This is a genomic window from Burkholderia sp. HI4860 (assembly GCF_002223045.2).
GTDB lineage: Bacteria > Pseudomonadota > Gammaproteobacteria > Burkholderiales > Burkholderiaceae > Burkholderia.
The window spans coordinates 1,341,362-1,363,971 of sequence record NZ_NKFO02000001.1; the positions used below are offsets into that span (position 1 = coordinate 1,341,362).

22 protein-coding genes are annotated in these 22,610 nt (G+C 67.2%); 9 read left to right on the top strand and 13 right to left on the bottom strand.

Translation table 11 applies throughout. From position 1 onward, the window contains the following. The first annotated feature begins 111 nt into the window (after window positions 1-111). Window positions 112-750 carry an FMN-binding negative transcriptional regulator gene (locus CFB34_RS06015; protein WP_089441636.1) on the top strand — a complete coding sequence of 213 codons (639 nt, stop codon included), beginning with the start codon at window positions 112-114 and terminating at the stop codon, window positions 748-750. Between the two features lie 55 nt (window positions 751-805). Here CFB34_RS06015 and CFB34_RS06020 read toward each other — a convergent pair whose 3' ends face one another. Beyond that, the gene (locus tag CFB34_RS06020; protein WP_089441637.1) at window positions 806-1,387 is read right to left on the bottom strand and encodes a thioredoxin family protein; all 582 of its coding nucleotides are present in this window, start codon (window positions 1,385-1,387) and stop codon (window positions 806-808) included. A 227-nt stretch (window positions 1,388-1,614) separates the two neighbouring features. On the opposite strand from CFB34_RS06020, the gene CFB34_RS06025 reads away from it, so the two are divergent. After that, window positions 1,615-2,355, top strand: coding sequence for a response regulator (locus tag CFB34_RS06025; protein WP_089426714.1), 741 nt, complete (start codon window positions 1,615-1,617; stop codon window positions 2,353-2,355). Continuing rightward, a complete protein-coding gene (locus tag CFB34_RS06030; RefSeq protein WP_089441638.1) occupies window positions 2,352-3,674 on the top strand; it encodes an ATP-binding protein in 1,323 nt (440 codons plus the stop codon). The genes CFB34_RS06025 and CFB34_RS06030 overlap by 4 nt, the downstream gene beginning before the upstream one ends. Before the next feature lie 60 nt (window positions 3,675-3,734). Here CFB34_RS06030 and CFB34_RS06035 read toward each other — a convergent pair whose 3' ends face one another. The 4 genes from CFB34_RS06035 to CFB34_RS06050 form a co-directional block, all read right to left on the bottom strand. After that, on the bottom strand, window positions 3,735-4,346 hold the full coding sequence (locus CFB34_RS06035; protein ID WP_089441639.1) for an alpha/beta fold hydrolase: 612 nt from the start codon (window positions 4,344-4,346) through the stop codon (window positions 3,735-3,737). 62 nt (window positions 4,347-4,408) lie between these two features. Beyond that, the gene (locus CFB34_RS06040; RefSeq protein ID WP_089441640.1) at window positions 4,409-5,143 is read right to left on the bottom strand and encodes a metallophosphoesterase family protein; all 735 of its coding nucleotides are present in this window, start codon (window positions 5,141-5,143) and stop codon (window positions 4,409-4,411) included. A 111-nt stretch (window positions 5,144-5,254) separates the two neighbouring features. Beyond that, window positions 5,255-5,788, bottom strand: coding sequence for a GNAT family protein (locus CFB34_RS06045; protein WP_089441788.1), 534 nt, complete (start codon window positions 5,786-5,788; stop codon window positions 5,255-5,257). A gap of 12 nt (window positions 5,789-5,800) precedes the next feature. Beyond that, a complete protein-coding gene (locus CFB34_RS06050) occupies window positions 5,801-6,433 on the bottom strand; it encodes a LysE family translocator (RefSeq protein ID WP_089441641.1) in 633 nt (210 codons plus the stop codon). Window positions 6,434-6,738: 305 nt separating this feature from the next. On the opposite strand from CFB34_RS06050, the gene CFB34_RS06055 reads away from it, so the two are divergent. Both CFB34_RS06055 and CFB34_RS06060 read left to right on the top strand, forming a co-directional pair. After that, window positions 6,739-7,932, top strand: a complete 1,194-nt coding sequence (locus CFB34_RS06055; protein ID WP_089441643.1) for a porin — start codon at window positions 6,739-6,741, stop codon at window positions 7,930-7,932. Window positions 7,933-8,032: 100 nt separating this feature from the next. Next, the gene (locus tag CFB34_RS06060) at window positions 8,033-8,464 is read left to right on the top strand and encodes a GFA family protein (RefSeq protein WP_089441644.1); all 432 of its coding nucleotides are present in this window, start codon (window positions 8,033-8,035) and stop codon (window positions 8,462-8,464) included. Between the two features lie 145 nt (window positions 8,465-8,609). Here CFB34_RS06060 and CFB34_RS06065 read toward each other — a convergent pair whose 3' ends face one another. Continuing rightward, window positions 8,610-8,852, bottom strand: coding sequence for a hypothetical protein (locus tag CFB34_RS06065; RefSeq protein ID WP_179243758.1), 243 nt, complete (start codon window positions 8,850-8,852; stop codon window positions 8,610-8,612). Between the two features lie 78 nt (window positions 8,853-8,930). Here CFB34_RS06065 and CFB34_RS06070 point away from each other — a divergent pair, with 78 nt between their 5' ends. Together CFB34_RS06070 and CFB34_RS06075 are read left to right on the top strand one after the other, a co-directional pair. Further along, window positions 8,931-10,853: an SMP-30/gluconolactonase/LRE family protein gene (locus tag CFB34_RS06070; RefSeq protein ID WP_089441645.1), complete on the top strand. Its 1,923-nt coding sequence runs from the start codon at window positions 8,931-8,933 to the stop codon at window positions 10,851-10,853. A gap of 168 nt (window positions 10,854-11,021) precedes the next feature. After that, a complete protein-coding gene (locus CFB34_RS06075; protein WP_089441646.1) occupies window positions 11,022-11,897 on the top strand; it encodes a LysR family transcriptional regulator in 876 nt (291 codons plus the stop codon). A 32-nt stretch (window positions 11,898-11,929) separates the two neighbouring features. Here CFB34_RS06075 and CFB34_RS06080 read toward each other — a convergent pair whose 3' ends face one another. After that, window positions 11,930-13,132 (bottom strand): multidrug effflux MFS transporter, encoded by a 1,203-nt coding sequence (locus CFB34_RS06080; protein WP_089441647.1) that lies wholly within the window; start codon window positions 13,130-13,132, stop codon window positions 11,930-11,932. Window positions 13,133-13,315: 183 nt separating this feature from the next. Between CFB34_RS06080 and CFB34_RS06085 the strand changes: the two genes are divergently transcribed. Continuing rightward, on the top strand, window positions 13,316-13,513 hold the full coding sequence (locus CFB34_RS06085; RefSeq protein WP_143329482.1) for a hypothetical protein: 198 nt from the start codon (window positions 13,316-13,318) through the stop codon (window positions 13,511-13,513). A 110-nt stretch (window positions 13,514-13,623) separates the two neighbouring features. Here CFB34_RS06085 and CFB34_RS06090 read toward each other — a convergent pair whose 3' ends face one another. After that, window positions 13,624-15,807, bottom strand: a complete 2,184-nt coding sequence (locus tag CFB34_RS06090) for a TonB-dependent siderophore receptor (RefSeq protein WP_089441648.1) — start codon at window positions 15,805-15,807, stop codon at window positions 13,624-13,626. Window positions 15,808-16,205: 398 nt separating this feature from the next. Between CFB34_RS06090 and CFB34_RS06095 the strand changes: the two genes are divergently transcribed. After that, window positions 16,206-16,652 carry a hypothetical protein gene (locus tag CFB34_RS06095; protein ID WP_089441649.1) on the top strand — a complete coding sequence of 149 codons (447 nt, stop codon included), beginning with the start codon at window positions 16,206-16,208 and terminating at the stop codon, window positions 16,650-16,652. A gap of 26 nt (window positions 16,653-16,678) precedes the next feature. Here CFB34_RS06095 and CFB34_RS06100 read toward each other — a convergent pair whose 3' ends face one another. The 5 genes from CFB34_RS06100 to CFB34_RS06120 form a co-directional block, all read right to left on the bottom strand. Further along, on the bottom strand, window positions 16,679-17,773 hold the full coding sequence (locus CFB34_RS06100; protein ID WP_089441650.1) for a porin: 1,095 nt from the start codon (window positions 17,771-17,773) through the stop codon (window positions 16,679-16,681). Between the two features lie 102 nt (window positions 17,774-17,875). Next, on the bottom strand, window positions 17,876-19,219 hold the full coding sequence (locus tag CFB34_RS06105; protein WP_089441651.1) for an MFS transporter: 1,344 nt from the start codon (window positions 19,217-19,219) through the stop codon (window positions 17,876-17,878). A gap of 155 nt (window positions 19,220-19,374) precedes the next feature. Then, window positions 19,375-20,436 (bottom strand): Rieske 2Fe-2S domain-containing protein, encoded by a 1,062-nt coding sequence (locus CFB34_RS06110; protein WP_089441652.1) that lies wholly within the window; start codon window positions 20,434-20,436, stop codon window positions 19,375-19,377. A gap of 49 nt (window positions 20,437-20,485) precedes the next feature. Beyond that, a complete protein-coding gene (locus CFB34_RS06115; RefSeq protein WP_089441653.1) occupies window positions 20,486-21,451 on the bottom strand; it encodes a PDR/VanB family oxidoreductase in 966 nt (321 codons plus the stop codon). Continuing rightward, a complete protein-coding gene (locus CFB34_RS06120) occupies window positions 21,448-22,527 on the bottom strand; it encodes an aromatic ring-hydroxylating dioxygenase subunit alpha (RefSeq protein WP_089441789.1) in 1,080 nt (359 codons plus the stop codon). The genes CFB34_RS06115 and CFB34_RS06120 overlap by 4 nt, the downstream gene beginning before the upstream one ends. Window positions 22,528-22,610: the final 83 nt, after the last annotated feature.

Consider the following 22,610-nt stretch of genomic DNA (forward strand, 5'->3'; position numbering starts at 1 on the left):
CTGAAATTGTTTCAAACCGGCTCTACAGCATAAACCAGTTTGGCGCCACAATCGGCGCATGACGGGCCAGCGCCCGATCCAATCCCACCCCCGCATGACCGTGGAGCCGCCATGTACGTCCCCGCCGATTTCAACGAGCCCAACCCCGACGCGCTGCGCGAGCTGATCGTGCAGCATCCGTTCGGCAGCCTGATCACGCACGGCAAGAGCGGGCTCGACGCGAATCACATCCCGTTCGAGCTGCTGCCCGGCGACGGCGGGCTCGGCGAACTGCACGCGCACGTCTCGCGCGCGAATCCGGTCTGGCAGGACGTCGCGAACGGCGACGAGGTGCTCGTGATCTTCCGCGCGGGCGATGCGTATATCTCGCCGACCTGGTATCCGAGCAAGCATGTCGCGCACCGGCAGGTGCCGACGTGGAACTACGTGGTCGTGCACGCGCACGGCCGCATCACGGTGCGCGACGACGCGAAGTTCGTGCGCGGCGTGGTCGCGCGGCTGACGCGCACGCACGAGGCGTCGCAGCCGGTGCCGTGGAAGATGGGCGACGCGCCGGCGGATTATCTCGACGCGATGCTGCAGGCGATCGTCGGGCTGCAGATCGAGATCACGCGGCTCGTCGGCAAGCGCAAGCTCGGGCAGAACAAGGACGAGGCCGATATCCGCGGCGCCGGCGACGCGCTGGTCGCGAACGGCAGCCTCGCGATCGGGGAAGCGATGATCGCGGCGGCCGACGCGAAGCGCGGGTGAGCGCTCGCGACGGGCAGGCAAGCGCGGGCAAGCGCCGCGCCCGCGCGCCGGCCCGTCACTGCGTGCGGGTCGCGCCCTTCGCGCCTTCACCAGCCTGCGCGAGCGCGCCGCGAATCGCGGCGTCGGTCTTGTCGTACTCGCCTTCGCCGTAGCGCGTATAGACGACCTTCCCGTTCGCGTCGATCAGGTACAGCGCGGGCCAGTACTGGTTGCCGTACGCGCGCCACGTGTCGTAGCGGTTGTCCTGCGCGACCGGATATTTGATGCCGAAGCGCTTGATCGCATCGGCGACGTTGCCCGCGTCGCGCTCGAACGGATACTCGGGCGTATGCACGCCGACCACGACGAGCCCCTGGTCGCGATACTTCCGGTCCCACTCCTTCACGTACGGAATCGTATGAATGCAGTTGATGCACGAGTACGTCCAGAAGTCGACGAGCACGACCTTGCCGCGCAACTGGCCGAGCGTCAGCGGCGCGCTGTTGTGCCAGCGGTCGATGCCGGTGAAATCGGGCGCGGCCATGCCGGCCTGCGAAGTCGGCATGCCCGCGTCGTCGCGGGTGCCTGCGAAGGCGGCGAGCCCTGCCGTGGCGGCAAGGGCGAAGACGAGGGCGGCGATCTTGAGTCGGGGCAGCATGGCGTTCTCCTGAGCGGGAGGCCGCCGCGCGGTGGCGGCGGCCGGACGGGTTTCGACAGGCCCCATTAAGCGGCGCCGACGTATCTGCGATGTGTCCGGCGAGCCACGCGTGTGCAATGTTGTGTGTCGTCACGGCGGCGCGATACATTGGGATACAAACGGATGCCCGCCGTGCGGTATAAAAGCGGACATCACCTGCCCGACTACCTCGACACCGACCACGACTCATGGACAAGATCGACCACGTGCTGATCGTCGACGACGACCGCGCGATCCGCGAACTGATCGCGGATTACCTGGAGAAGAACGGCATGCGCGTGTCGCTGGCCGCGAACGGCCGCGAGATGCGCAACGTGCTGGACGACGGCGCGCCCGACCTGATCGTGCTCGACCTGATGATGCCGGGCGAGGACGGCCTCACGCTGTGCCGCGACCTGCGCGCCGGCAAGTTCCGCACGGTGCCCGTGCTGATGCTGACTGCGCGCGGCGAGGAAACCGACCGCATCATCGGCCTCGAGATGGGCGCCGACGACTACCTGGCCAAGCCGTTCGCGGTGCGCGAGCTGCTCGCGCGGATCCGCTCGGTGCTGCGCCGCGCGCGCATGCTGCCGCCCGGCATGCAAGTGACGGAAACGGCTGAGATGCTCGCGTTCGGAGAATGGCGGCTCGACACGACCGGGCGCCACCTGCTCGATGCGGAAGGCACGCTGGTCGCGCTGAGCGGCGCCGAATACCGGCTGCTGCGCGTGTTCCTCGACAACCCGCAGCGCGTGCTGACGCGCGACCAGTTGCTCAATCTCACGCAGGGTCGGCAATCCGATCCGTTCGACCGGTCGATCGACCTGCTCGTGAGCCGGCTGCGCCAGCGCCTGCGCGACGGTGCGCGCGAACCGCGCTACATCAAGACGCTGCGCAACGAGGGCTATGTGTTCTCGTCGGCCGTGACCGCCGTCGACGGTGCGCCATGAGCGCGCGCATCCCGTGGCACTGGCCGCGCTCGCTGTTCGCGCGGCTCGCGCTGATCCTGTGCGTGGGCCTCGCGCTCGCGCAGACGCTGTCGTTCTGGCTCACCGTGACCGAGCGCGACCAGGCGACCACCAACCTGATGATGGGCTACATCGAGCGCGAGGTCGCGAGCTCGGTCGCGCTGCTCGACCACCTGCCGCCCGCCGAGCGGGCCGCGTGGGTGCCGCGCCTTGCGCGGCGCAGCTACGCGTTCATCCTCGGGCCCGGCGAGACCGGCACGCCGCCGGAAGCGCGGCTGTCGGCGCGCGTCGAGCGCTCGATTTCCGACGGCATCGGCGGCGACTACCCGTTGACCGCGAACGCGATTCCCGGCGACCGCGAACATCTGCAGGTGCATCTGCGGCTGACCGACGGATCGCCGCTGACGATCGACATCCATCCGATGTCGACGGTGCCGCTGTCGGGCTGGCTGCCGGTCGTGCTCGTGCTGCAGCTGGCGGTGCTGGCCGCGTGCTGCTGGCTCGCGGTGCGGCTCGCGACGCGGCCGCTCAAGCAGCTCGCGCAGGCCGCCGATGCGCTCGGCCCCGACCTGAAGGGCGAGCGGCTGAACGAGGGCGGGCCGTCGGAAGTCGCGCGCGCCGCCCGGGCGTTCAACGCGATGCAGGATCGCATCGCGCAGTACATGGCCGAGCGGATGCAGATTCTCGCGTCGATCTCGCACGACCTGCAGACGCCGATCACGCGGATGCGCTTGCGCGCCGACATGATGGAGGACGACGCGCAGGGCGCGAAGCTGCGCCAGGACCTGCTCGAGATGGAGCATCTGGTGAAGGAGGGCGTCGCGTACGCGCGGACGCTGCACGGCAACGAGGAAGCCGCGCGCCGTATCGATCTCGATGCGCTGCTCGACAGTATCGTGTGCGACTACACGGATGCGGGGCAGGACGTCGCGCTGCACAGCCGCGCGCCGCTCGCGCTCGTCACCCGGCCGAAGGCGCTGCGCCGCATCGTCGGCAACCTCGTCGACAACGCGCTGAAGTTCGCGGGCGCGGCCGAGATCGACGTGCACGCCGCGCCGGACGGCGGCGCGGTGATCGCCGTGCTCGACCGCGGGCCCGGCATTCCGGACGATCAGCTCGACGCGGTGTTCGAGCCGTTCCGGCGCGTGGAGACGTCGCGCAACCGCGAGACGGGCGGCACGGGGCTCGGCCTCGCGATCGCGCGGCAGCTCGCGCTGGCGATGGGCGGCACGCTCACGCTGAGCAACCGGGCGGACGGTGGCGGGCTCGAGGCGCGGCTGACGTTGAGGAATGCGGGGTGACAGCGTGCGGCGTGTGAGCGCCGCGGGTTCAGGTTGGTGCTGAAGCCGACGCGCGCGACGTCACCCGCGCTGCAGATGCGCATCGACGAGCGGCGCGAGCGTCGTTGCATGCACGGCTGCGAGATCGTGCCGGCCGCCCGGCACGACATGCAACTGCGCATCGGGCAGCCGTTCGAGCAGGCGCCGGCCGGCCGCGACGGGGCTGATCGGATCGTCGTCGCCCCACAGCAGCAGCGTCGGCTGTGCGATGCGCCCGATCTCCTGCGACAGGTCGGCACGGAACGTCAGGAACCAGTCGGGAAGCTGCGGGTTCGCTTCCGCGAAACCGGTGCGCCAGTCCTGCGCGCCGAGCCCGGCCATGTCGAGGCCGCCGGACGTGACCGTCAGCACGAGGTGCGTGATCAGTGCGGGTTTGTCGAGCGCCGCGCGCATCGCGATCACGCCGCCCATCGACTGCGCGATCACGGCGGTCGGCCGGTCGATCGTTTCCAGCACATGACGCACGAGGCTGTCGAAATCGTCGACGGCCGGATCGTGCGGCGTGTCGCCGAAGCCCGGGTAGCCGACGATGCGGCGCTCGGCCGGATGCGTGAGAAGGCCGGCGAGCGGTTGCCAGAAAGCGGTGCTGCCCGATGCGCCGGGCAGGAAGAGCAGTTGCGACGGAACGGGCATGGCGGTGCGGTTTCCCGGTGAGTGAAGTGAAGCGGAAGGGCGCGCGACGTGAGCCGGGCGCATCAGCACCGGCCGGTGCGCAGCGCGACGGTCCAGTCGTCGCGTCCGCGCGAGGCCGCGGTGGCGGCTGCCGTGTGCCAGTCGTATTCGACTGCATGGAATTCGACGTTCCAGCCGGTGGCCGTGCGCGACACCATCGCGTAGCGCGCATGCGGCGAGCCCGTCTCGATGCGGTGCGGATGCGGCAGGTCGTCCGTGTAGGCCTGCAGCCCGACGCTGCCCGGGTTGACGATCAGCCGGCCGTCGTCGAGCCTGGCGGTACGCGGGATATGCGTGTGGCCGCACAGGATCAGCGATGCCGGTTCGTCGCCCGCGCGCTGCGCGATTTCATCGGGCGTGGCCGCGCGGCAGCCGTCGGGCGTGACCGTTTCGAGGAAATAGACGAGGTCGCTGTCGGGCGTGCCGTGCACCATCAGCACATCGTCGCCGAGCGTCATGCGTTCGGGCAGCGCGGCGATCCATTCCAGATGATCGGCGCGCAGCGTGTCGTGCGCCCAGCGATCCGACAGCCGCATCGACTCGCGATCGCCGGTGAGCAGTTGCCGTTCGTGATTGCCCTTGATGGTCGGCAGGTCGAGCGCGATCAGGCGGTCGGCCGTTTCGGGCGGATGGAGCGCGCCGGACAGGATGTCGCCGAGATTGACGATCACGTCGGCGCCGCGGCGGCGGACGTCGTCGAGCACCGCGTCGAGTGCGGCGAGGTTGCCGTGGATGTCGGACAGCGCGGCGATTTTCATGGTGGGTCGTCGGGGAAGGGAACGGCGATTGTCGCCAATTCGGCGCAGGTCGTCCAATGGCGCGCGCATGCGACGCGGTGAGCGGTTTGACGTGACGCCGCGGGTGGTGTGTCAGTCGGTCGCGAGGCGCGCGTACATCGCGAAATCGCCCGGCGTGCCGCGCACCATCTTGTACGCGCGCAACAGCCCTTCGTAGCGGTAGCCGCATTTCTGCAGCACGCGCGCGGAGCCTGCGTTGCTGGTCAGCACGACGGCCTGCATGCGCATGAAGCCCTCGGCGAATGCCCACTCGGTGACGGACGTACACAGTGCGCTCGCGATCCCGCGCCCCCAGTGCGACGGCGCGAGATCGTATGCGATCTCCGCCGAGCGGTTCACGGTCGAGACGGTATGCAGGCCGATCGTCCCGGCGAGCACGCCCGATGCGTCGTCGATCACGGCGAGACGCCGGATCGAATCGGGATCCGTCGATTCGATGGCGTCGAACAGTGGCAGCAGATCGTCGGGCGAGCGCAGGTTCCAGCTCGTATGGCGGTAGACGTCGGGGTTCGTCAGGTATGCGTGCCACGCGCCGAGGTCGGCGCGTTCGATCTGGCGGAGCGACAGGCCGGGAAAGCCGGAGCGGGGCGGCGCAGCGATTTTCATCGGCATCCGCGCCTATGCCGCATGACGCCGATACAGCGCCAGCGACCCGGCGAGCGCGAGCAGCATCGCGCCGCACGTGCGTTCGAGCCACAGCGCCCCCGCGCGCTTCAGCAACCGCACCGCGCGTGCGCCGAGCAGCGCGTAGCCGAACATCACGACCCCGTCGAGCAGCGCGAACGTGACCGCGAGCGCGACGTATTGCGGCGCGAGCGGCGCGGACGGATCCAGGAACTGCGGCAGGAAGGCGGAGAAGAACAGATAGCCCTTCGGGTTGGTCACCGCCGTGAGGAAACTCTTCGCGAAGATCGACGCGTTGCGCCCGGAAGTGTCGCCACCGTGCGCGGCGGCGACGTCGAGCGAGCCCTTCGACATCAGCAGCCGGATGCCGACGTACGCGAGATACGCGGCGCCGAGCCACTTCACCACCGAGAACCAGAACGCCGACGCCATCAGCAGCGCACCGAGGCCGAGCGCGACCGCGCCGATCAGCACGAAGTCGGACAGCATCGCGCCCACGAAGCCGTAGGCCGCGCGGCGCACGCCGTAGCGCGAGCCGTTGGTCAGCGCGAGCAGCACGGTCGGGCCGGGTGTCGCGATACCGACGAACGCGACAGCGGCGAAGATCAGCAAGGTCGTCTCATGCATGAAGGCACTCCCGGTGGATGGCGCGCGTTCGATTATCGGTTGCGCCCGCCCGGACTGTACAGGTGCGACGCGCTGCGCACACGGCCGGCTGCGCGACTATCTCGATTTTGGCAAGAAACTGTTTTCATTATTGTGCTTTCGACGGGAACCGGTTCCATCTACCATGGCGGCCGCAGTGGGCACGCCCGCCGCGTCGTCGCGCGCGGACGCGGCCGGCCTCGCACCGCCGGCACATCTCGCCGCCCGCGCGCTGCTCGCAACTGACAGCCAGAACAACGGGTTCAACGCCCGGAGACACGACAATCATGAACAAGCAACTGATCGCAGCCCCGTTGCTGCTCTCGCTCGCGGGCATCGCCGCCGCGCAAAGCTCCGTCACGCTGTACGGCATCGTCGATGCGGGGGTGACCTATCGCAGCAACGAGCGGGTCGGCTCCGCGGGCGCGTACACCGGCCATTCGAGTGTCGGACTCACGACCGGCAACCTGTCCGGCAGCCGCTGGGGGATCAAGGGTTCCGAGGATCTCGGCGGCGGGATGCGCGCGCTGTTCGTCCTCGAGAACGGCTTCGACATCACGAACGGCACGTCGGGGCAGGGTGGCCGCCAGTTCGGCCGCCAGGCGTTCGTCGGCCTCGGCAGCGACCGCTACGGCACGGTCACGCTCGGCCGCCAGTACACGTCGCTCGACGACTTCGTGAGCCCGGTCGGCCCGTCGTCGTACATCGGCGGCTTCGGCGCACACCCGGGCGACATCGACGACCTCGACCAGACCGCGCGGGTCGACAGCTCGATCAAGTACACGAGCGCCAACTACTCGGGCTTCACGTTCGGCGCGCTGTACGGTTTCGGCAGCCAGCCGGGCAGCATGAAGCAGCGCAACACGTGGAGCGTCGGCGCGGCATATGCGGCGGGCCCGCTGCGCGTCGGCGTCGGTTACGAGCGGTCGGACAACAGCAAGACGGGGGCGACCGACCCGACGGCCGGCAAGTGGCAGAGCACCGACGACGGGCTGTTCAATTCGTCGATCAACGAAGGCTATGCGAGCGCGCAATCGCAGCAGATCATCGCGACCGGCGCGACGTACGACTTCGGGCAGGCCGTCGTCGGCGTGAACTACAGCAACGTGCAGTACCGCAGCGGCGGCCAGTCGCTGTTCACGGGCCACGCGACGTTCAACGTCGCGGGCGTGTTCACACGCTGGAACGTGCGCCCGCAGACGCAACTGTTCGCGGGCTACAGCTACACGCGCGGCAGCGACGTCGATGGCGTGGACGACCGCGCGCAGTATCACAACGTCACGCTCGGCGCCGTGTATGACCTGTCGAAGCGCACCAGCGTGTACCTGCTCGGCGCGTACCAGCATGCATCGGGCACGACGCTCGACGCGCTCGGCCGGCCGGTAGCCGCGACCGCGTCGGTGTCGGACAAGGCGAACGGCCACTCGTCCGATTCCCGCTCGCAGGCCATCGTCAGCCTCGGTCTGCGCCAGAAGTTCTGACGCGCAGCGATCGTTGCGACCGCAACGTTGCCCGCAGTCGATGCCGGCAGCGTTGCACGCAGGCTCCTATACTGTCGCCTCCTTTCCTGGAGGAGGCGACATGACCCGAACGCATTCCGCGAGCTGCCTGTGCGGAACCGTCACCGTGACGTTGCGCGGCGAGCCGGCGGCGCGCGCGAACTGCCATTGCGCGACCTGCCGCGATTTCTACGGCACGCCGGTGCTGTCGGCGACCGCGTGGCCGCCCGAGCAGGTTGACGTCGAAGGCGAAAGCGCGACGTTCCCGCATCCCGCAAAGTCGATGTCGCGCACGTACTGCGCGTCGTGTGGCGAGATCGTGTTCGGCACCAACCGGCTCGGCATGCGCGTCGTGCCGAACAGCCTGGCCGCGCGTGCGCACGGCGGGCAACTGCCCGGCGACCTGCGGCCGACGATGCACTTGTTCTACCGGCACCGCGTGATCGACGTCGTCGATATGCTGCCGAAATTCCTCGACGGGTGGGACGGTCCGACGCTCGACGAAGCGAACTGAACGATCGCGACCGCGTGCCGGCATGGCCGGCGCGTGGTTTTCGGGTTTTCTCCGCCGTATTCCGCTTTCCTCTTCCTTCCTTTCGCCGCATGCCGCCGTGCCGAATCGCGACAACGCGATCGCGCCGGATATTATTTTTTCTCTTTCATTTCAATTTCGATTTGTAATCATTTGGCCCATTTCCGGGGAATGAAAAAGACCATGCGGGCGTTTCAGGAAAAATGACGCATTCGCATTGAGTGAGCCGGAAGAAAATGCCGGGGAAAAAGGCGCCGAAACCATGCGCCCGGCAAGCTGCTGCGGCGCGGTTAGCGGGTTTGACCATCGTTGACGGAAAAGCGCCGGACGGCAAAAAGAACGGAGTGAATAATTCGGGAGGGCGGCGCATGTGCTTTAGCCGAAATCACCAATATTTCACGTGCCGCGATTTACAGTGTCGACCCTTGAACGTTCGGGAGCATTATTCATGTCAATGAAACAAATTCGGGCGGCGTTGCTGGGAATGTGCATGGCAATGCTGGCGCCGGCGAGCCACGCGCAGGCGCAATACTCGACCGACTGGCTCGCGAACACGTACGGTACGCTGGCCCAGCACGTCGGCAATGCCGCGCGCTCGATGTGGGTCGCGCCCGAGGGCGTGATCTACACGTCGTCGCGCTGGGACGAGAACGCGGGCGGCGTCGCGCTCTACCAGAACGGCCAGACGATGGGCACGATCGGTATCCACGACGAATTCCAGGGCGGCGCGATTACCGGCAACGCGACGTCGATCTTCGTCGCGCTCGGCTACAACCGCACCTTCGGCAGTGGCTCCGTCGGCCGCTACGATCGCAGTACGAACAAACGCGACCTGCGTATCCCGGTCAGCACGTGGACGGGCCTCCAGAACCCGGACGTGATCACCGGCCTCGCGACGGCCGGCAACCTGCTGTACGCGAGCGACTTCTACGGCAACCGCGTGCGCGTCTATACGACCGACGGCGTCTGGCAGCGCGACATCGGCGTGACCGGGCCCGGGGCGCTGGCGCTCGATGCGGCGGGCAACCTGTGGGTCGCGCGCATGAGCGCGGGCGTGGTCGTGCAGTACAGCGCGACCGGCACGCTGATGAACACGATCCAGATGGCGGCCGGCGCGCGGCCGTCGGCGCTGTATTTCGACGCGTCGACGGGGCAATTGCTGGTGGGCGACCAGGGCCCGGACATGAACATCAAGCTCTACAGCCTCGCCGGATTGCCGCAGCAGATCGGCACGTTCGGCGTGCAGGGCGGCTATCTCGACACGACCTCGGGCATCAAGGGGCAGGTGGGCGACAAGCGCTTCACGCGCGTGGTCGGCATCGGCAAGGATTCGGGCGGCAACCTGTACGTGCTGAACAACGCGTGGGGCGGCGGCTGGGATCTCGGGCGCAACGGCAGCACCGATCTTCATGCGTACAGCCCGACGGGCGCGCTGCAATGGAAGTTGCAGGCGCTGAATTTCGAGGCGATCGCCGCGCCCGACCCGGCGACCGACGGCGCGTTCTTCTACAGCGGCAACAACGTGTATACGGGCTCGGCGGGCGGCACGTTCGTCGCGAACACGGTCGACCCGTTCACCTATCCGAAGGACCCGCGCCTCGACATGAACGACTACCAGCGCGGCCAGCACTTTGGCCAGCTCGTGATGGTGGGCGGCAACCGGATTCTCGTCGCGTCGGGCCAGAACCCCGGCAACTTCAACTTCTACTACTTCACGCCGGCGACCGGCTACATCGCCAATCCGGCCGGCTCGCTGCCGGGCAAGCCGTTCAACACGACGCTGCAGGTCACGACCGGTTTCGACATCGACGGCAACGGCGACGTGTGGGCCGGGCTGAACGGCTCCAACGCGATTACCCGCTACCCGATGACGGGCTTCGACGCGACCGGCAAGCCGTCGTGGGGCAAGCCGGTGACGACGCCGGTGCCGAGCACCGTGGCGCCGACGACGCGGATCATCTACCAGGCGGACAGCGACACGATGATCCTCGCGCAGGGCCTGGCGAACAACTGGGACTGGACCGCGATGAACGGGCACATCGAGGTCTATCACGGCTGGAAGAACGGCAACACGACCGCACCGAACCCGGTGATCAACCTGACGAGCGCGAACCCGAAATCGATCGCGGCGGCCGGCCACTACCTGTTCGTCGGCTACGTGCACACGGTGCCGAATGTCGACGTGTTCGATCTCAACACCGGCGCGCTCGTGACGACGCTGACCAACTCGAACACGTCGGCGATGGACGTCGGTAACGACGTCGATTCGATGTACGGGATCCGCGCGTACCTGCGCTCTACCGGCGAATACGTGATCACGAAGGACAACTACAACGGCACCAGCATGATCGTGTATCGCTGGCATCCGTGAGTGTGCAGGCCGTGCGGTCGCGTACGGCACGGCCTGGATTTTGCGCTTGTCGAACGATATTTTCCGTATTGATATGGAAACCTGATTATTGAAATCGGATGGGTAAGGCGACTTGTATAATTGCGGCCAACCAACACAACCCTGCCTTACCGAGAGAGAGCGTCATTCATGAACTGGGACGATGCCCGCGTTTTTCTGGCCGTTCATCGCACCGGGACGCTGCGCGAAGCCGCAGCCGTGCTCGATGTCGATCAGGCCACCGTGGGGCGACGGCTGATGGCACTGGAAAAGGTGCTGGGCGCGAAGCTGTTTCTCAAGACGTCGTCCGGTTATGTCGTGACGCAGGTCGGCGGGCATTCGCTGCAGGCCGCGGAAGCAATGGAACAGGCGGCGAGCGACTTCGAGCGTCGCGTCCACGGCTCGGACGATCGGCTCGAAGGCGAGGTCCGGGTGACGACGACCGACTCCCTCGCGATGGATTTCGTCGTGCCCGCGATACGGTCGTTGCGACAGAAATCCCCTGCGATACACGTGATCCTGACGACGTCGGTACAGGTGCTCAACCTGACCCGGCGCGATGCCGATCTCGCGATTCGAACCGTGATGCCGGAAAACCCCGATCTCGTCCGCCGGAAGCTGGCCGAGTGGGAGGTCGGGCTGTTCGCGAGCCGCGAGTATCTGGATGCACATGGCGCGCCCATGATCGGATCGGCTTTCGACGGGCATGACCTGGTCGTCTATCAACCTTCCATCACGTCCAACCAGGGCGACACGCTGTGCGGCGAGTCGATGGAACGCGGGCGCATCGTTGCGCAAGTGAGTTCGAGCCTGATGCTGGCCACGTCGATCCGGTCGGGCATCGGCATCGGTGAACTGCCGGTGTATATGGCGCAGGAGGATGATTCGCTCGTGCGAATCTGGCCCGACAGGACGCGAGCCGTGCCGTATCAGGTCTGGCTCGTGTCGCATACGGACCTGAACCGGACGGCGCGCGTTCGGGCCGTTACCGCCGAGATTGCTGCTTCATTCGACCGCTATCGATAGCGGTCGTGCTCTCGGCGGCGCGGTGCCGGTGCTTAACGCGGCAGGGTTTTTCGCATCGAGAGCGTGCGTCGCATGGCATACCAGCGAGGCACGATCGCGACCGCCGCGACGATCGCAAAGAACGGGATGGCCGTCGCGAGCACATGGCTGCCCGTACCGAGCAGGCCGCTGGACACGGTGGCCGCGAGCGACGCACTGCCGATCTGGAAGAAGCCGACGAGCCCGGACGCCGTGGCCGCACGTCCGTGTTCGCTCGCGATGGCGCCCGACACGGCGAGCGACAGCGACGATCCGTTCGACAGGCTGACGACGAACATCGGCAACACGATCGCGATGATGCCCTTGATGTGCGACGACTCGCACAGCGCGAACGCGATGCCGCCGGCCACGAAGCAGCCGACGCCGGCCACGACGATCGCATCGTAGGAGATCCGGTCGAGCATGCGGCGCGAGAGTATGTTGGCGGCAATGATGCCGGCGGTCAGCGGCAGATAGAGCCAGCCGCTTTGCTGTTCAGACAGGCCCAGGCCGGAGAAGATGAACGGCGACTGCGTCAGGTAGACGAACCACGCGCAATAGATCGCACAGACGACGAGCGTGTACCGGATGAAGGCCCGATCCCCGAGCACGTCGGCGAAGCCGGCCAGCGGGATGGCGCGATGTTGCCCCGGTGTGACGGCCGGCCGCGTTTCTTTCAGGAGAAGCTGGACGAGCGCGAGCGCCACTGCGCCAAACACGGCGACGAACATGAAGTCGCTGCGCCACCCGAACCATGCCGCCAGATATCCGCCGATCGCGGGCGCGATTGCCGGAGACAGCGACACGAGCGGATACACGATGCTGTAGACCTTCGCGGATGCGTTCTTGTCGCAGGTGTCGGCAATGATCGCGCGACCGATGACGAGACCGGACGCCGCGCCGATCGCTTCGAGCACGCGCCAGCCGAGAAAGCTCGCGAAGCCGCTGGCGCTTGCGCAGCCGATCGAGCCCAGGATGTACAGGAGGATGCCGGCCGTCAGCACCGGTTTGCGTCCCCATCGATCGGAGAGCGGGCCGTAGAACAGCTGCGCACAGGCGAGCGCGATCAGGTAGACCGATACCGTCTGCGGCATCTGCCATGCGTCGATCGAAAACGCGTGGGCCATCGACGGCATCGCGGGCAGGTAGACGTCGGACGCGATCAGGCCAAAGGCGCTCAACAGGGAGACGACGAGGATGAGTGAGAAGTGGGACATGGTCGCTGGGTGGTTGGGGCGGGACGCGCGAGCGGATCGAAGTGACGACGCGCGTTGAGTGGCCTTGGGAAAAGGCCGGAGGCGATATTACGGCGTGCGATGCGGTTCTGGAGCCGGCGGAATTGCATTGCTCGGATGCATTCCTGCGGGCGGCGAAGCGGGGGCCGGGGACGCGTGCGGAGGATGGCGTCGGGTGTTGCGCAGGATGCGGGTCAAGAAGAATCTGGCGCGGGTGTTGGCGAAGAGCAACGAGGCGCTTCGCCGTCGTTCCTGTTGCGCCGGATGATAGAGCGGTGTTTCGTCGCCGCGTTGTTGTTCGACGCGATGCGCACGGGCTTGCAGCAATCGATCGGTCGTGAAGTGGCCGGGGTGCTGCGCTGAGAGGGAGAGGGGGAATGGCTGAGTGAGCGTGGAACGCTGCCGCCGATGCGGGTTTGCGGGTGAGCCGCCGCTTGCCGGCCAGCCCATGCCCGCATCGGGGCATCAGCCCATCAAAACGACACCGTCGTCGTCAGCGTGACGAGCCGCGGCTCGCCGACCGCGATGATCAGGTTGTTGTTGCTCGACGGGTAGTAGGTCTTGTCGAGCAGGTTCTTCACGTTGAGCTGGAAGCGCGTCGGGAACTTGCCGATCGTCGTTTCGTACGCCGCGAACGCGTCGACGGTCACGTAGCCGGGGAGCGTGAAGCTGTTCGCGGTGTCGCCGGAGCGTGTGCCGACCAGACGTGCGCCGCCGCCGAAGCGCCAGCGGCCGGGCAGGTTAGCGATCGCCGTGTCGTATACCGCGAAGAGGCTGCCCGTATGGCGCGCAACGTTGGTTAGCGGCGTGTTGCTGTCGCGATCGGTCGCATTCGTGTACGCATAGCTGCCGATCACGCTCAGGTGGCGCGTGATCTGCCCCGCGACGTCGAGCTCGATCCCGCGCGAGCGCGCGGTGCCGATCGTCGACGTCAGATCGCCGACCGTGACCGCGACGTTGCGCTTGTCGATCTGGTAGACCGCGAGCGTGCCGGTGATCGCCTGCTTCAGGCTGAACTTCAGCCCGGCCTCGAGCACGCGGCCGTATTCCGGTGCGAGCGGCGCCGCGACGTTCGTGGCGACGTTCGGCTTGAACGAGCGGCTCACGTTCGCGTAGGCGGTCAACGCCGGTGTGAGCGCATAGGCGAGCCCGAACTGCGGCAGCCACACGGTGCCGCGCGAGCGGTCGGCGAACACGAACGGTCGCCCCATCCCCGATTCCTGCTGCCAGTTTTCCCAGCGCAGCCCGCCCACCGCGGTGAGCCGGTCGGTGAGCTTCACCGAGTCCTGCACGATCGTCGAATACGCATGCACCACCGAGCGCGAATCGCTTTGCTTCGGGTTGGGTATGCCGCCCGGCGCGAGCAGGTCGTACACGGGATCGTAAAGATTGAAGCCCTTCGTCGCCTTGCCGCGGATCGTGTCGCCGCGGAAGCTGCGCTGCCGCTCGTATTCGCCGCCGATGTAGATCGCGTGGTGCATCCCGGCGAGCGTCACGTTGCCGAGCAGCCCGAGCGTCGCGATCTGGTCGGAGTCGTTGCGCCCGAGATTCGCATCGGACGAGCGCGTCAGTGCGCCGGTGGTGCTGTTGAACGTGGTGGCGCGGGTAATGTACTGATCGTAGCGATCCCGGCCCCAGCCGTAGGTCGCACGCACGCGCCATGCATCGGAGAAGCGGTGCTCGACGCGCGCACGCAGCGTTTCCTGAATGCCGGTGCTCTGCGACCACGCTTCCTCGTAGCGGCGATAGCGGAGCGCATCGTCGAGCTGGCCGTTCACGAGCACGGTGCCGCGATCGAACGGCGTCGTGTAGTCGACGTACTGGTAGCTGACGTCGATCGACGTGTTCGCGTCGTGCCACGACAGCGCGGGCGCGATCAGCGCGTCGCGCTGGCGGCCGAAGCTGCGCCAGTAGCGGCTCGTGTCGTACTGGCCGGTCAGCCGGAACGCGAGCGTGCCGCCCGCGACCTGGCCCGGGTGGCCGACTGGGCCCGTGAGATCGAACGTCGCGCTGCTGCCGCCGTGGCTCGTGCGCGAGGCCGAGATCGACCCGCCGAACGTGTCTTCCGGCTTGCGCGTGACGAGGTTGATCACGCCGCCGGGATCCTGCATCCCGTAGAGCAGCGACGCCGGGCCCTTCAGCACTTCGACGCGGTCGATCGTCGCCAGATAGCTGTGCAGCACCGGCGTGCGCACGCCGTCGACGAGCACGGAGCCGTCGTTGTTCGACCCGAAGCCGCGCTTGATGAACGCGTCGCGCGTGCCGCCGAGCGTGTTCGTTTGCGTGACGCCGCTGATGTTGCCGAGCACGTCGTCGAGCGTGCGCGCCTGCTGGTCCTGCATCACGCTGCTGCTGACCACCGCGACCGATTGCGGAATCTCCTTGATCGAACGGGTGTCGCCGCCCGCGATGCTCGTGGTGCGCGGCTGATAGCCGACCGTCGGATCGGCGGTTGCCGATGCGCTGACGCTGATCGCCGGGAGTTCGCGCGCGGCCGGCGGCGCGGGTGTGGAAGCGGCAGCGACGCGTTCGTCGTCAGCGCGTTCGGCGGCGGACGCATGCGTGCCGCTCGCGACGCACAGGGTAATCAGGGCAGGCAGGCTCGTGCGCCACGGACGCAGGGTCCGGGCGCGGCGGGGTGTTCGGCGGGATGGCATGAATCGATACAGGACGGAGTGCTAAGGATCGGGGCGCGGGCCGCGGCGTTTGCCATGACCAGGACGCGAATAATACACGTAATGAGAATCATTTGCAATTGTAATAAGGGGATCTGCGCCACGGGGACCTTGGTTGCCGGGCCGTTGGCCGTCTGCTACCGTAGCGACCAAAATCAAACGCAGTGAAATTCAATGAGAGAGCCGGGGGCCGCACCATGTCACCTTCCTGTCACGTCGCGTTCAGCGCGACGCTGCGCACCGCACACGACCATGCGGGTGGAGAAGTGATCGCAGCCGTGTTCCGCCATTCGAACGATTAAACCAACGGAAGCGAATTCGTCCGGCGCAAGTGCCGGGCTTCAATCACTTCAACCACCACGCTAGACGGGAGACCACCCATGAAGAAGATTTCCGCGCCGTTCGCGGCGGCCGCGCTTGCGGCATGCACGATGCTCGCGGGCGTTTGCCAGAGCGCCTGCGCCGCGTCGGACACCGAGCCCGCGATCGACGCGCATTACGGTGCCGTGATCGAGGCCTATACGCAGGATATGGCCGCCGCGAAGACGAAGTACGACGGCAAGCGCCTCCTGTTCGTCGGCGCCGTGATCCGGATGGGCGGCGACCCGGGCGGCACCTATTTCGGCGCGCTGACGGCCGACGGCGAGCAGTTCGACACGCATTTCGACGTGGCCGACCAGGACGCGCTGAAGCCGAAATTCCCCGGCGGCGAGATCAAGCCGTTCGTCACGTCGGCGGCGTTCCGCTTCAGCTGCGTGAACGAAGGCTATATCGATGCGCCGGTGCTGCCGGGGTTGAAGCTCTCGCACTGCCGCCTCGCCAACTGACCCCGCGCCGGCGCGGGGGGCGGCGTTCAGAACTTCTGCTGGATGCCGGCCATCACGCCGAGCTGGTTCATCCCGGTCCCGACCGTTCCGCCGGCGGCGACCGCGTTCGCCGCCAGCGTGCTGTTGAACATGTAGCCAACCGACGTGTAGACGGTCGTCCGCTTCGACAGGAAATAGTTCGCGCGGCCGACGAGCAGCGTGGCGTTCGTGCCGCCTTCGCTGTTTTCGCGGCGCTGCAGGTAGCGTACGCCTTGCAGGTCGAACGCGAGGTAGGGCGTCGCGTAGTACGTGCCGCCGGCGAACACGATATCGGCCTGCAGGTGTTCGGCCGCCGCGAGGTTGCGGCGGATCCACCCGGCGCCGAGTTTCGCCGGGCCGATCTTCACGTAGCCGGCGACGATGTCGCGCGTGTCGGTGTACGCCGGATTGTTCAGCGGCGCGAGCGCGCCGCCGCCGCCGCGCATCACGTCGTGCGATGCGGCGAGCCCGAAGTTGCTCGCGTCATACGCGAGCATCGCCGTGTACTGGCGGCAGGCGACGATGTCGCCGGGCACCTGTCCGGCACAGCCCGTCGCCGACGGCCCGGCCGGCCCGGCCGCGTCGCGGCCGAAGCTGTAGGTGGCGCCGAGCGTCACGCCGTGGAACGTGCCCTTGTAGCCGATCGCATTGTCGCTGCGCGCGTTCGGCAGATAGGAATCGAAATCCGCCATCGAGTGAATCGACGGGCCGATCACGTCGGCATTGGTCAGCACGATCATCGACATGTTCATCTGGCGGCCGAGGGTCAGTGCGCCGAACGGACTATTCACGCCGACGTTCGCCTGTCGTCCGAACAGGCGCCCGCCGTAGTTCAGTGCGCCGGTGCCGGGCTGGAAACCGTTCTCGAGCACGAAGAAGGCCTGGTAGCCGCCGCCGAGATCCTCCGTGCCTCTCAGCCCCCACCGTGACGGCACTTCGCCGGTCAGCGTCGGCATGCCCGTGAACGATCCGCCGTGCGCGGCGTTGTTGTAGTAGGACACGCCGGTATCGATGATCCCGTACAGCGTGACGCTGCTTTGCGCGCAGGCCGGTCCGGCCAGTGCCATTGCCGTCGCGAGCGCGACGCCCAGTTTATTTTTCATGGCTGTCTCCAAACAGTATGTAGTTATGCTTATCGATTTTTATGGTGACCCGGACAAATCCGGGATGCCGACAGGTATCGGCGAGACGGCTGGCGTCGCGTGTTACGACATCGCCGGGTCGCGTTGCGGGCGCGGTGCCGCGGTACGCTCGCCCACTACGGCGACGGCGATTGCCGCGCCGGCCATCGGCACGAGGAACGCGAGATAGAGATGGGACACGGACCAGCCGTCGTCCAGCAACGCACCGACCGTCATCGGCGACAGGATCGCGCCGAGGCGGCCGATGCCGACCGCGAGGCCGATGCCGGTCGTGCGGATTTCGGCGGGGTACGGCGTCGGCGACAGCGCATACATGCCGGCCACGCACGCATTGATCACCGCGCCGAGGAACACCGCGACGGTCATCCCGATGCCGAGCGAGCCGGTGTTCGCGCCGAACACGACCATCAACGCGCCGCCGAGCAGCAGGGTCGCGCCCAGCAGGTTGCGCAGGCCGACGCGCGTCGACAGCAGGCTGAAGAGCGAGGCGCCCGCAATGCCGCCAAGGTTGAGCAGGACGCCGCCGGTGACGCCCTGTGATGGCGACAGCCCGGCCTGGACAAGCAGCTTCGGCGTCCAGCTCACGACGAAGTAGAAGCTGCCCATCACGAGGAAGAACGCGATCCACAACGCGATCGTGCGGCGCGCGAGCGGGGCGCGCAGCACGGCCGTCCAGCTCGACGCGGGGCTTGCGGTGTCGATCGACGAGGCCGCGGGCGGCAGCGCGTCGATCGGTGCGCGCTTCATTCTTGAGAGGATGCGGTTGATTTTCTGCAGCGCGTGGTCCGGACGCCTCGCCAGCAGGAAATCGAGCGATTCAGGCAGCAGCGCGAGCACCATCGGGATCGACAGCAAGGTCAGGATGCCGCCGAACGCGAACACGCTGCGCCATCCCCACGTCGACAGCAGATAGCCGGCGATGACGCCGCCGGCGGTGGCGCCGATCGCATAGCCGGCCGACTGCATGCCGATTGCGGCGCTGCGCCATCGGTTCGATGCGTACTCGCCGCTGATCACGGTCAGGCTCGCCAGCATGCCGCCGATGCCGAGCCCGGTGTACGCACGCGCAACGGCGAGTTGCAGCGTGCTGTGGGTGGCCGCGCAGGCGAGCATCCCGGTCGAGATCACGGCGAGGCAGAGCAGGATGATGCGGCGGCGGCCGACGCGGTCGGCCAGCGGCGCGATCAGCACCGAGCCGATACCCATGCCGGCCAGCCCGGCACTCAGCAGCAGGCCGATTTCCTTGCCGCTCAGTTTCCATTCGGCCGCCAGGTGCGGCGCGGCAAACGCGACGGCCAGCACATCGAAGCCATCGAGCATGTTCAGCACGACGCAGGCCGTGACCGCCATCGTCTGGAACGCGCTCATCGGGGATTCGTCGATCGTATTGCGGATATTTGCGCTCACGTCAAAGACCCTTCATCAAATAGTATGACTAATCAAATGGAATGGCATCGAAGCCGGCGGTAGCGAATGGGACAAAAGCGAATGCTGGGCTGATGGGCATCCTCGGCGACCACCCGCTGCGGCCGGCAGGCGCCGCCAGTGCGCCGGCAAGATGCTTACGCGGGCTCGGGTTGCAGCAGCAGCCGCTCGATCACGCGCCGCGCACGATTGGGGCCCGCGTCGACGTGAATGTCGAGCTGGCGACCGTCCGGAAAGCGCAGCTGATTCCGGTATTGCGCTTCGATCACGGCCTTGTCCTCGTCGAACGTCGCCGCGGATTGCTCGATGACCGTTTGCGCGATGCGCTCGACGTCGTGCTGCGGATTGGTCGCGACGGTCCAGAAGTAGTGCGTCGTCGTTTCCGTTTCGGGCGTGATGCCGTGGAAGCCGCGCATGTGGAGGCCGCCGCGTGCCGGATCGTGCAGGTCGCCGGTGCCGGCGTCGATCGCGCCGGTCCAGATGCGGATGTGCGACACGTGGAACTCGATTTCCTGCCAGCGATCGACGCGGGCCGCGAACGGCCATGCGGCGGTGTAGGTCGGCGGCGGGACGGAATCCGGCATTCGTCGCACCAGCGTCACCGTGTCGCCGTCGCTGCTGACGCGCGTTTCCGCGCCCATGTGCAGCGGCGCGTTGCCGCCGATCGTCTTCAGGTGGACATAGCCGAGGTGGCTCAGGTCCATCAGGTTGTCGTGAATCAGTTGATACGGCGCGTCGTAATGGTACTGGCCGCCGCCGAACCGGTATTGCGGATCCGTATGGAACGCGTAGCGGGGCGGCGCGCAGGTCGGTCGAGCGTGCGCGTCGGCGCCGATCCAGATCCACACGATCGCGTCCTGCTCCTGCACCGGATACGACGACACGCACGCCTTGGCCGGAATCCGGTCCTGCCCGGGAATCTCCACGCATGCGCCGCCGCGGTCGAACAGCAGTCCGTGATAGCCGCAGCGCAGGCCGCGTGCTTCGAGCGAGCCGCACGACAGCGGCAGCGACTTGTGACAGCAGCGATCCTCCAGCGCACCGACTTCCCCGGACGGCAGCCGGAACAGGACGACCGGATGGCCGAGCAGCGTGCGGGCGACGGGTTTGTCCGTCAGTTCGGACGACAGCGCGGCGACCCACCATCGGTCGACCGGGAATTTAGCAGTGTTGATTGATGGCCGGGCAGGTTGCGCCATTGATCGTCTCCATTGTGGGGGTGGGCCGCCTCGGGTCGGGCGTGTCCGTCTACAGGTCGAGTACCAGCAGGTCGGTTCGTGCTCGCGAGCAGCAGGGCATGAACTGGTCGCCGGCGGCTTTTTCCTCGTCGGTCAGATACGCGTCGCGGTGATCGGGCTCGCCTTGCAGCACGCGTGTCACGCATGTGCCGCACACGCCTTGCTCGCACGACGTCAGCACGTCGACGCCGTTGGCCGCCAGTGCGGCGATGACCGTGCATTCGGCCGGCACGTCGATCACCTGGCCGCTGCTCGCGATCCGTACCTGGAACGCGCGATCCGCGCCGGACGCGGCCACCGCGCCGCCGAAGAACTCGTAGTGCAGTCGCGCTTCCGCCCAGCCGCGCTCGCGCGCTCCGCTCAACACCGCATCCATGAAGCCGCGCGGCCCGCATACGTACAGGTGCGTGCCTTCGGGCGCCGCGGCGAGCACGGCGGCCAGGTCGAAGCGTTGCTCGGGCGCGCCGTCGTCGACGTGGAAGCGGGCACGATCACGGAACCCGGCCGCGTTGATCCGCTCGACGAAGGCCATGCGGTCGGTCGAGCGTGCGCAGTAATGCATGTCGAATGCGCCGCCGGACGAGAACAACCGTTCCGCCATGCTGAGGATCGGCGTGACGCCGATCCCGCCTGCGAGCAGCAGGTGGTGCGGTGCGTCGGGGGCGAGCGGAAACTGATTGCGCGGCACGCTGATCCGCACGGTATCGCCTTGCCGGACGGCGTCGTGAATGGCGCGCGACCCGCCGCGGCCGTCGACATCGCGCAGCACGGCGATCTGGTAGCGGTCGCCTTGCTCCGGGTGGTTGCACAGCGAATACTGGCGCACGAGGCCGCCCGGCAGATGCACGTCGATATGGGCGCCGGCGTCGAAGCGCGGCAGCGGCGAGCCGTCATCGCTGACGAATTCGAAGCCACAGATGTCGCGTGCTTCCTGCCACTTGCGGGCCACGCGGACCGTCAGCGTCGCGGTGCTCATGACGCCTCCTTGATCTGCACGACCGGAATCACGGGCCGCGACGGGCTCGACGCGAGCTCGTCGGCGAGCAGCCGCTCGATCACCTTGCGCGACAGCACGCCGCCGGCATCGATGTTGAGCTTGAGCAGCTTGCGATCGGGCCACTTCTCCAGGTTGAGCTGCTGGCGCTCGAGCATCTCGAGATCCTCGGCGAAGATCTTGCCCTGGCCTTCGCGGATCTCGGCCGTCAGGGCGTGATCGTCGGGCCGGAAGTTGCGCGCCATCCCCCAGAAGTACCAGATCGAGGTGTCCGTCTCGGGCGTGATGAAATCGACGACGATCGACGACGCCTTCAGGTCGGCCGGCGCGTCGTAGCCGCCGTGGCCCGCATGCGCGACACCGACTTCGATCATCACGTGGCTCGGCGGCGCGAAGCGGCAGATCTGCCAGCGGTCGACCGGCACGTCGTCGGCCAGCCCGTTGCCGCGCAACGCCATCTGCCAGAACGGCGGCGGCATCACGTTCTCCATGAAGCGGCTCGTGACGACTTCGTCACCGTGGCTGGTGGTCTTCGGCGGTGCTTCGTCGATTTCCTTCTGGCCGATGCTCGACGCATGCACATAGGTTTCGTGCGTGAGGTCCATCAGGTTGTCGATCATCAGCCGATAGTCGCAGCGGATGTGATACAGGCCGCCGCCGTGGGCCCAGGCCGGGTCTTCCGCCCACGCCAGCGCGGGCAATTTGGCGGGATCGGCAGCCGACGCATCGCCCGGCCAGACCCAGATGAATCCGTATCGCTCCACCACCGGGAAGCTGCGAATCGGCGGGAAGCCGCCGACGCGCTGGCCCGGCATGCCGGCCGCCTTGCCGTTGCAGCCCATTTCCAGCCCGTGATAGCCGCACACGAGCACGCCGTCGCGCACGAAGCCGAGCGACAGCGGCGCGCCGCGGTGCGGGCAGAAGTCCTCGAGCGCCGCGACCTGGCCGTCCGCCGCGCGGTAAAACACCATCGACTCGTTGCAGATCTGGCGGCCCAGCGGCTTGCCGTCGATTTCATCGGGCGTGCACGCCACGTACCAAGCATTCTTGAGAAACACGTTCGTCGTCTCCTTCAGGTCGATGCCGCCGGTACGCGGCATCTCTTCATTCCGTGTACTGAATGAGATTCAGTGTACTCATC

Coding starts and splice junctions, on each gene's coding strand:
- CFB34_RS06030 (WP_089441638.1), top strand. CDS start 2,352: ATGAGCGCGCGCATCCCGTGGCACTGGCCGCGCTCGCTGTTCGCGCGG.
- CFB34_RS06080 (WP_089441647.1), bottom strand. CDS start 13,132: ATGTCCCACTTCTCACTCATCCTCGTCGTCTCCCTGTTGAGCGCCTTT.
- CFB34_RS06040 (WP_089441640.1), bottom strand. CDS start 5,143: ATGAAAATCGCCGCGCTGTCCGACATCCACGGCAACCTCGCCGCACTC.
- CFB34_RS06100 (WP_089441650.1), bottom strand. CDS start 17,773: ATGAAAAATAAACTGGGCGTCGCGCTCGCGACGGCAATGGCACTGGCC.
- CFB34_RS06045 (WP_089441788.1), bottom strand. CDS start 5,788: ATGAAAATCGCTGCGCCGCCCCGCTCCGGCTTTCCCGGCCTGTCGCTC.
- CFB34_RS06075 (WP_089441646.1), top strand. CDS start 11,022: ATGAACTGGGACGATGCCCGCGTTTTTCTGGCCGTTCATCGCACCGGG.
- CFB34_RS06035 (WP_089441639.1), bottom strand. CDS start 4,346: ATGCCCGTTCCGTCGCAACTGCTCTTCCTGCCCGGCGCATCGGGCAGC.
- CFB34_RS06095 (WP_089441649.1), top strand. CDS start 16,206: ATGAAGAAGATTTCCGCGCCGTTCGCGGCGGCCGCGCTTGCGGCATGC.
- CFB34_RS06020 (WP_089441637.1), bottom strand. CDS start 1,387: ATGCTGCCCCGACTCAAGATCGCCGCCCTCGTCTTCGCCCTTGCCGCC.
- CFB34_RS06085 (WP_143329482.1), top strand. CDS start 13,316: ATGGCGTCGGGTGTTGCGCAGGATGCGGGTCAAGAAGAATCTGGCGCG.
- CFB34_RS06050 (WP_089441641.1), bottom strand. CDS start 6,433: ATGCATGAGACGACCTTGCTGATCTTCGCCGCTGTCGCGTTCGTCGGT.
- CFB34_RS06025 (WP_089426714.1), top strand. CDS start 1,615: ATGGACAAGATCGACCACGTGCTGATCGTCGACGACGACCGCGCGATC.
- CFB34_RS06070 (WP_089441645.1), top strand. CDS start 8,931: ATGTCAATGAAACAAATTCGGGCGGCGTTGCTGGGAATGTGCATGGCA.
- CFB34_RS06015 (WP_089441636.1), top strand. CDS start 112: ATGTACGTCCCCGCCGATTTCAACGAGCCCAACCCCGACGCGCTGCGC.
- CFB34_RS06115 (WP_089441653.1), bottom strand. CDS start 21,451: ATGAGCACCGCGACGCTGACGGTCCGCGTGGCCCGCAAGTGGCAGGAA.
- CFB34_RS06110 (WP_089441652.1), bottom strand. CDS start 20,436: ATGGCGCAACCTGCCCGGCCATCAATCAACACTGCTAAATTCCCGGTC.
- CFB34_RS06055 (WP_089441643.1), top strand. CDS start 6,739: ATGAACAAGCAACTGATCGCAGCCCCGTTGCTGCTCTCGCTCGCGGGC.
- CFB34_RS06060 (WP_089441644.1), top strand. CDS start 8,033: ATGACCCGAACGCATTCCGCGAGCTGCCTGTGCGGAACCGTCACCGTG.
- CFB34_RS06065 (WP_179243758.1), bottom strand. CDS start 8,852: ATGCGCCGCCCTCCCGAATTATTCACTCCGTTCTTTTTGCCGTCCGGC.
- CFB34_RS06090 (WP_089441648.1), bottom strand. CDS start 15,807: ATGCCATCCCGCCGAACACCCCGCCGCGCCCGGACCCTGCGTCCGTGG.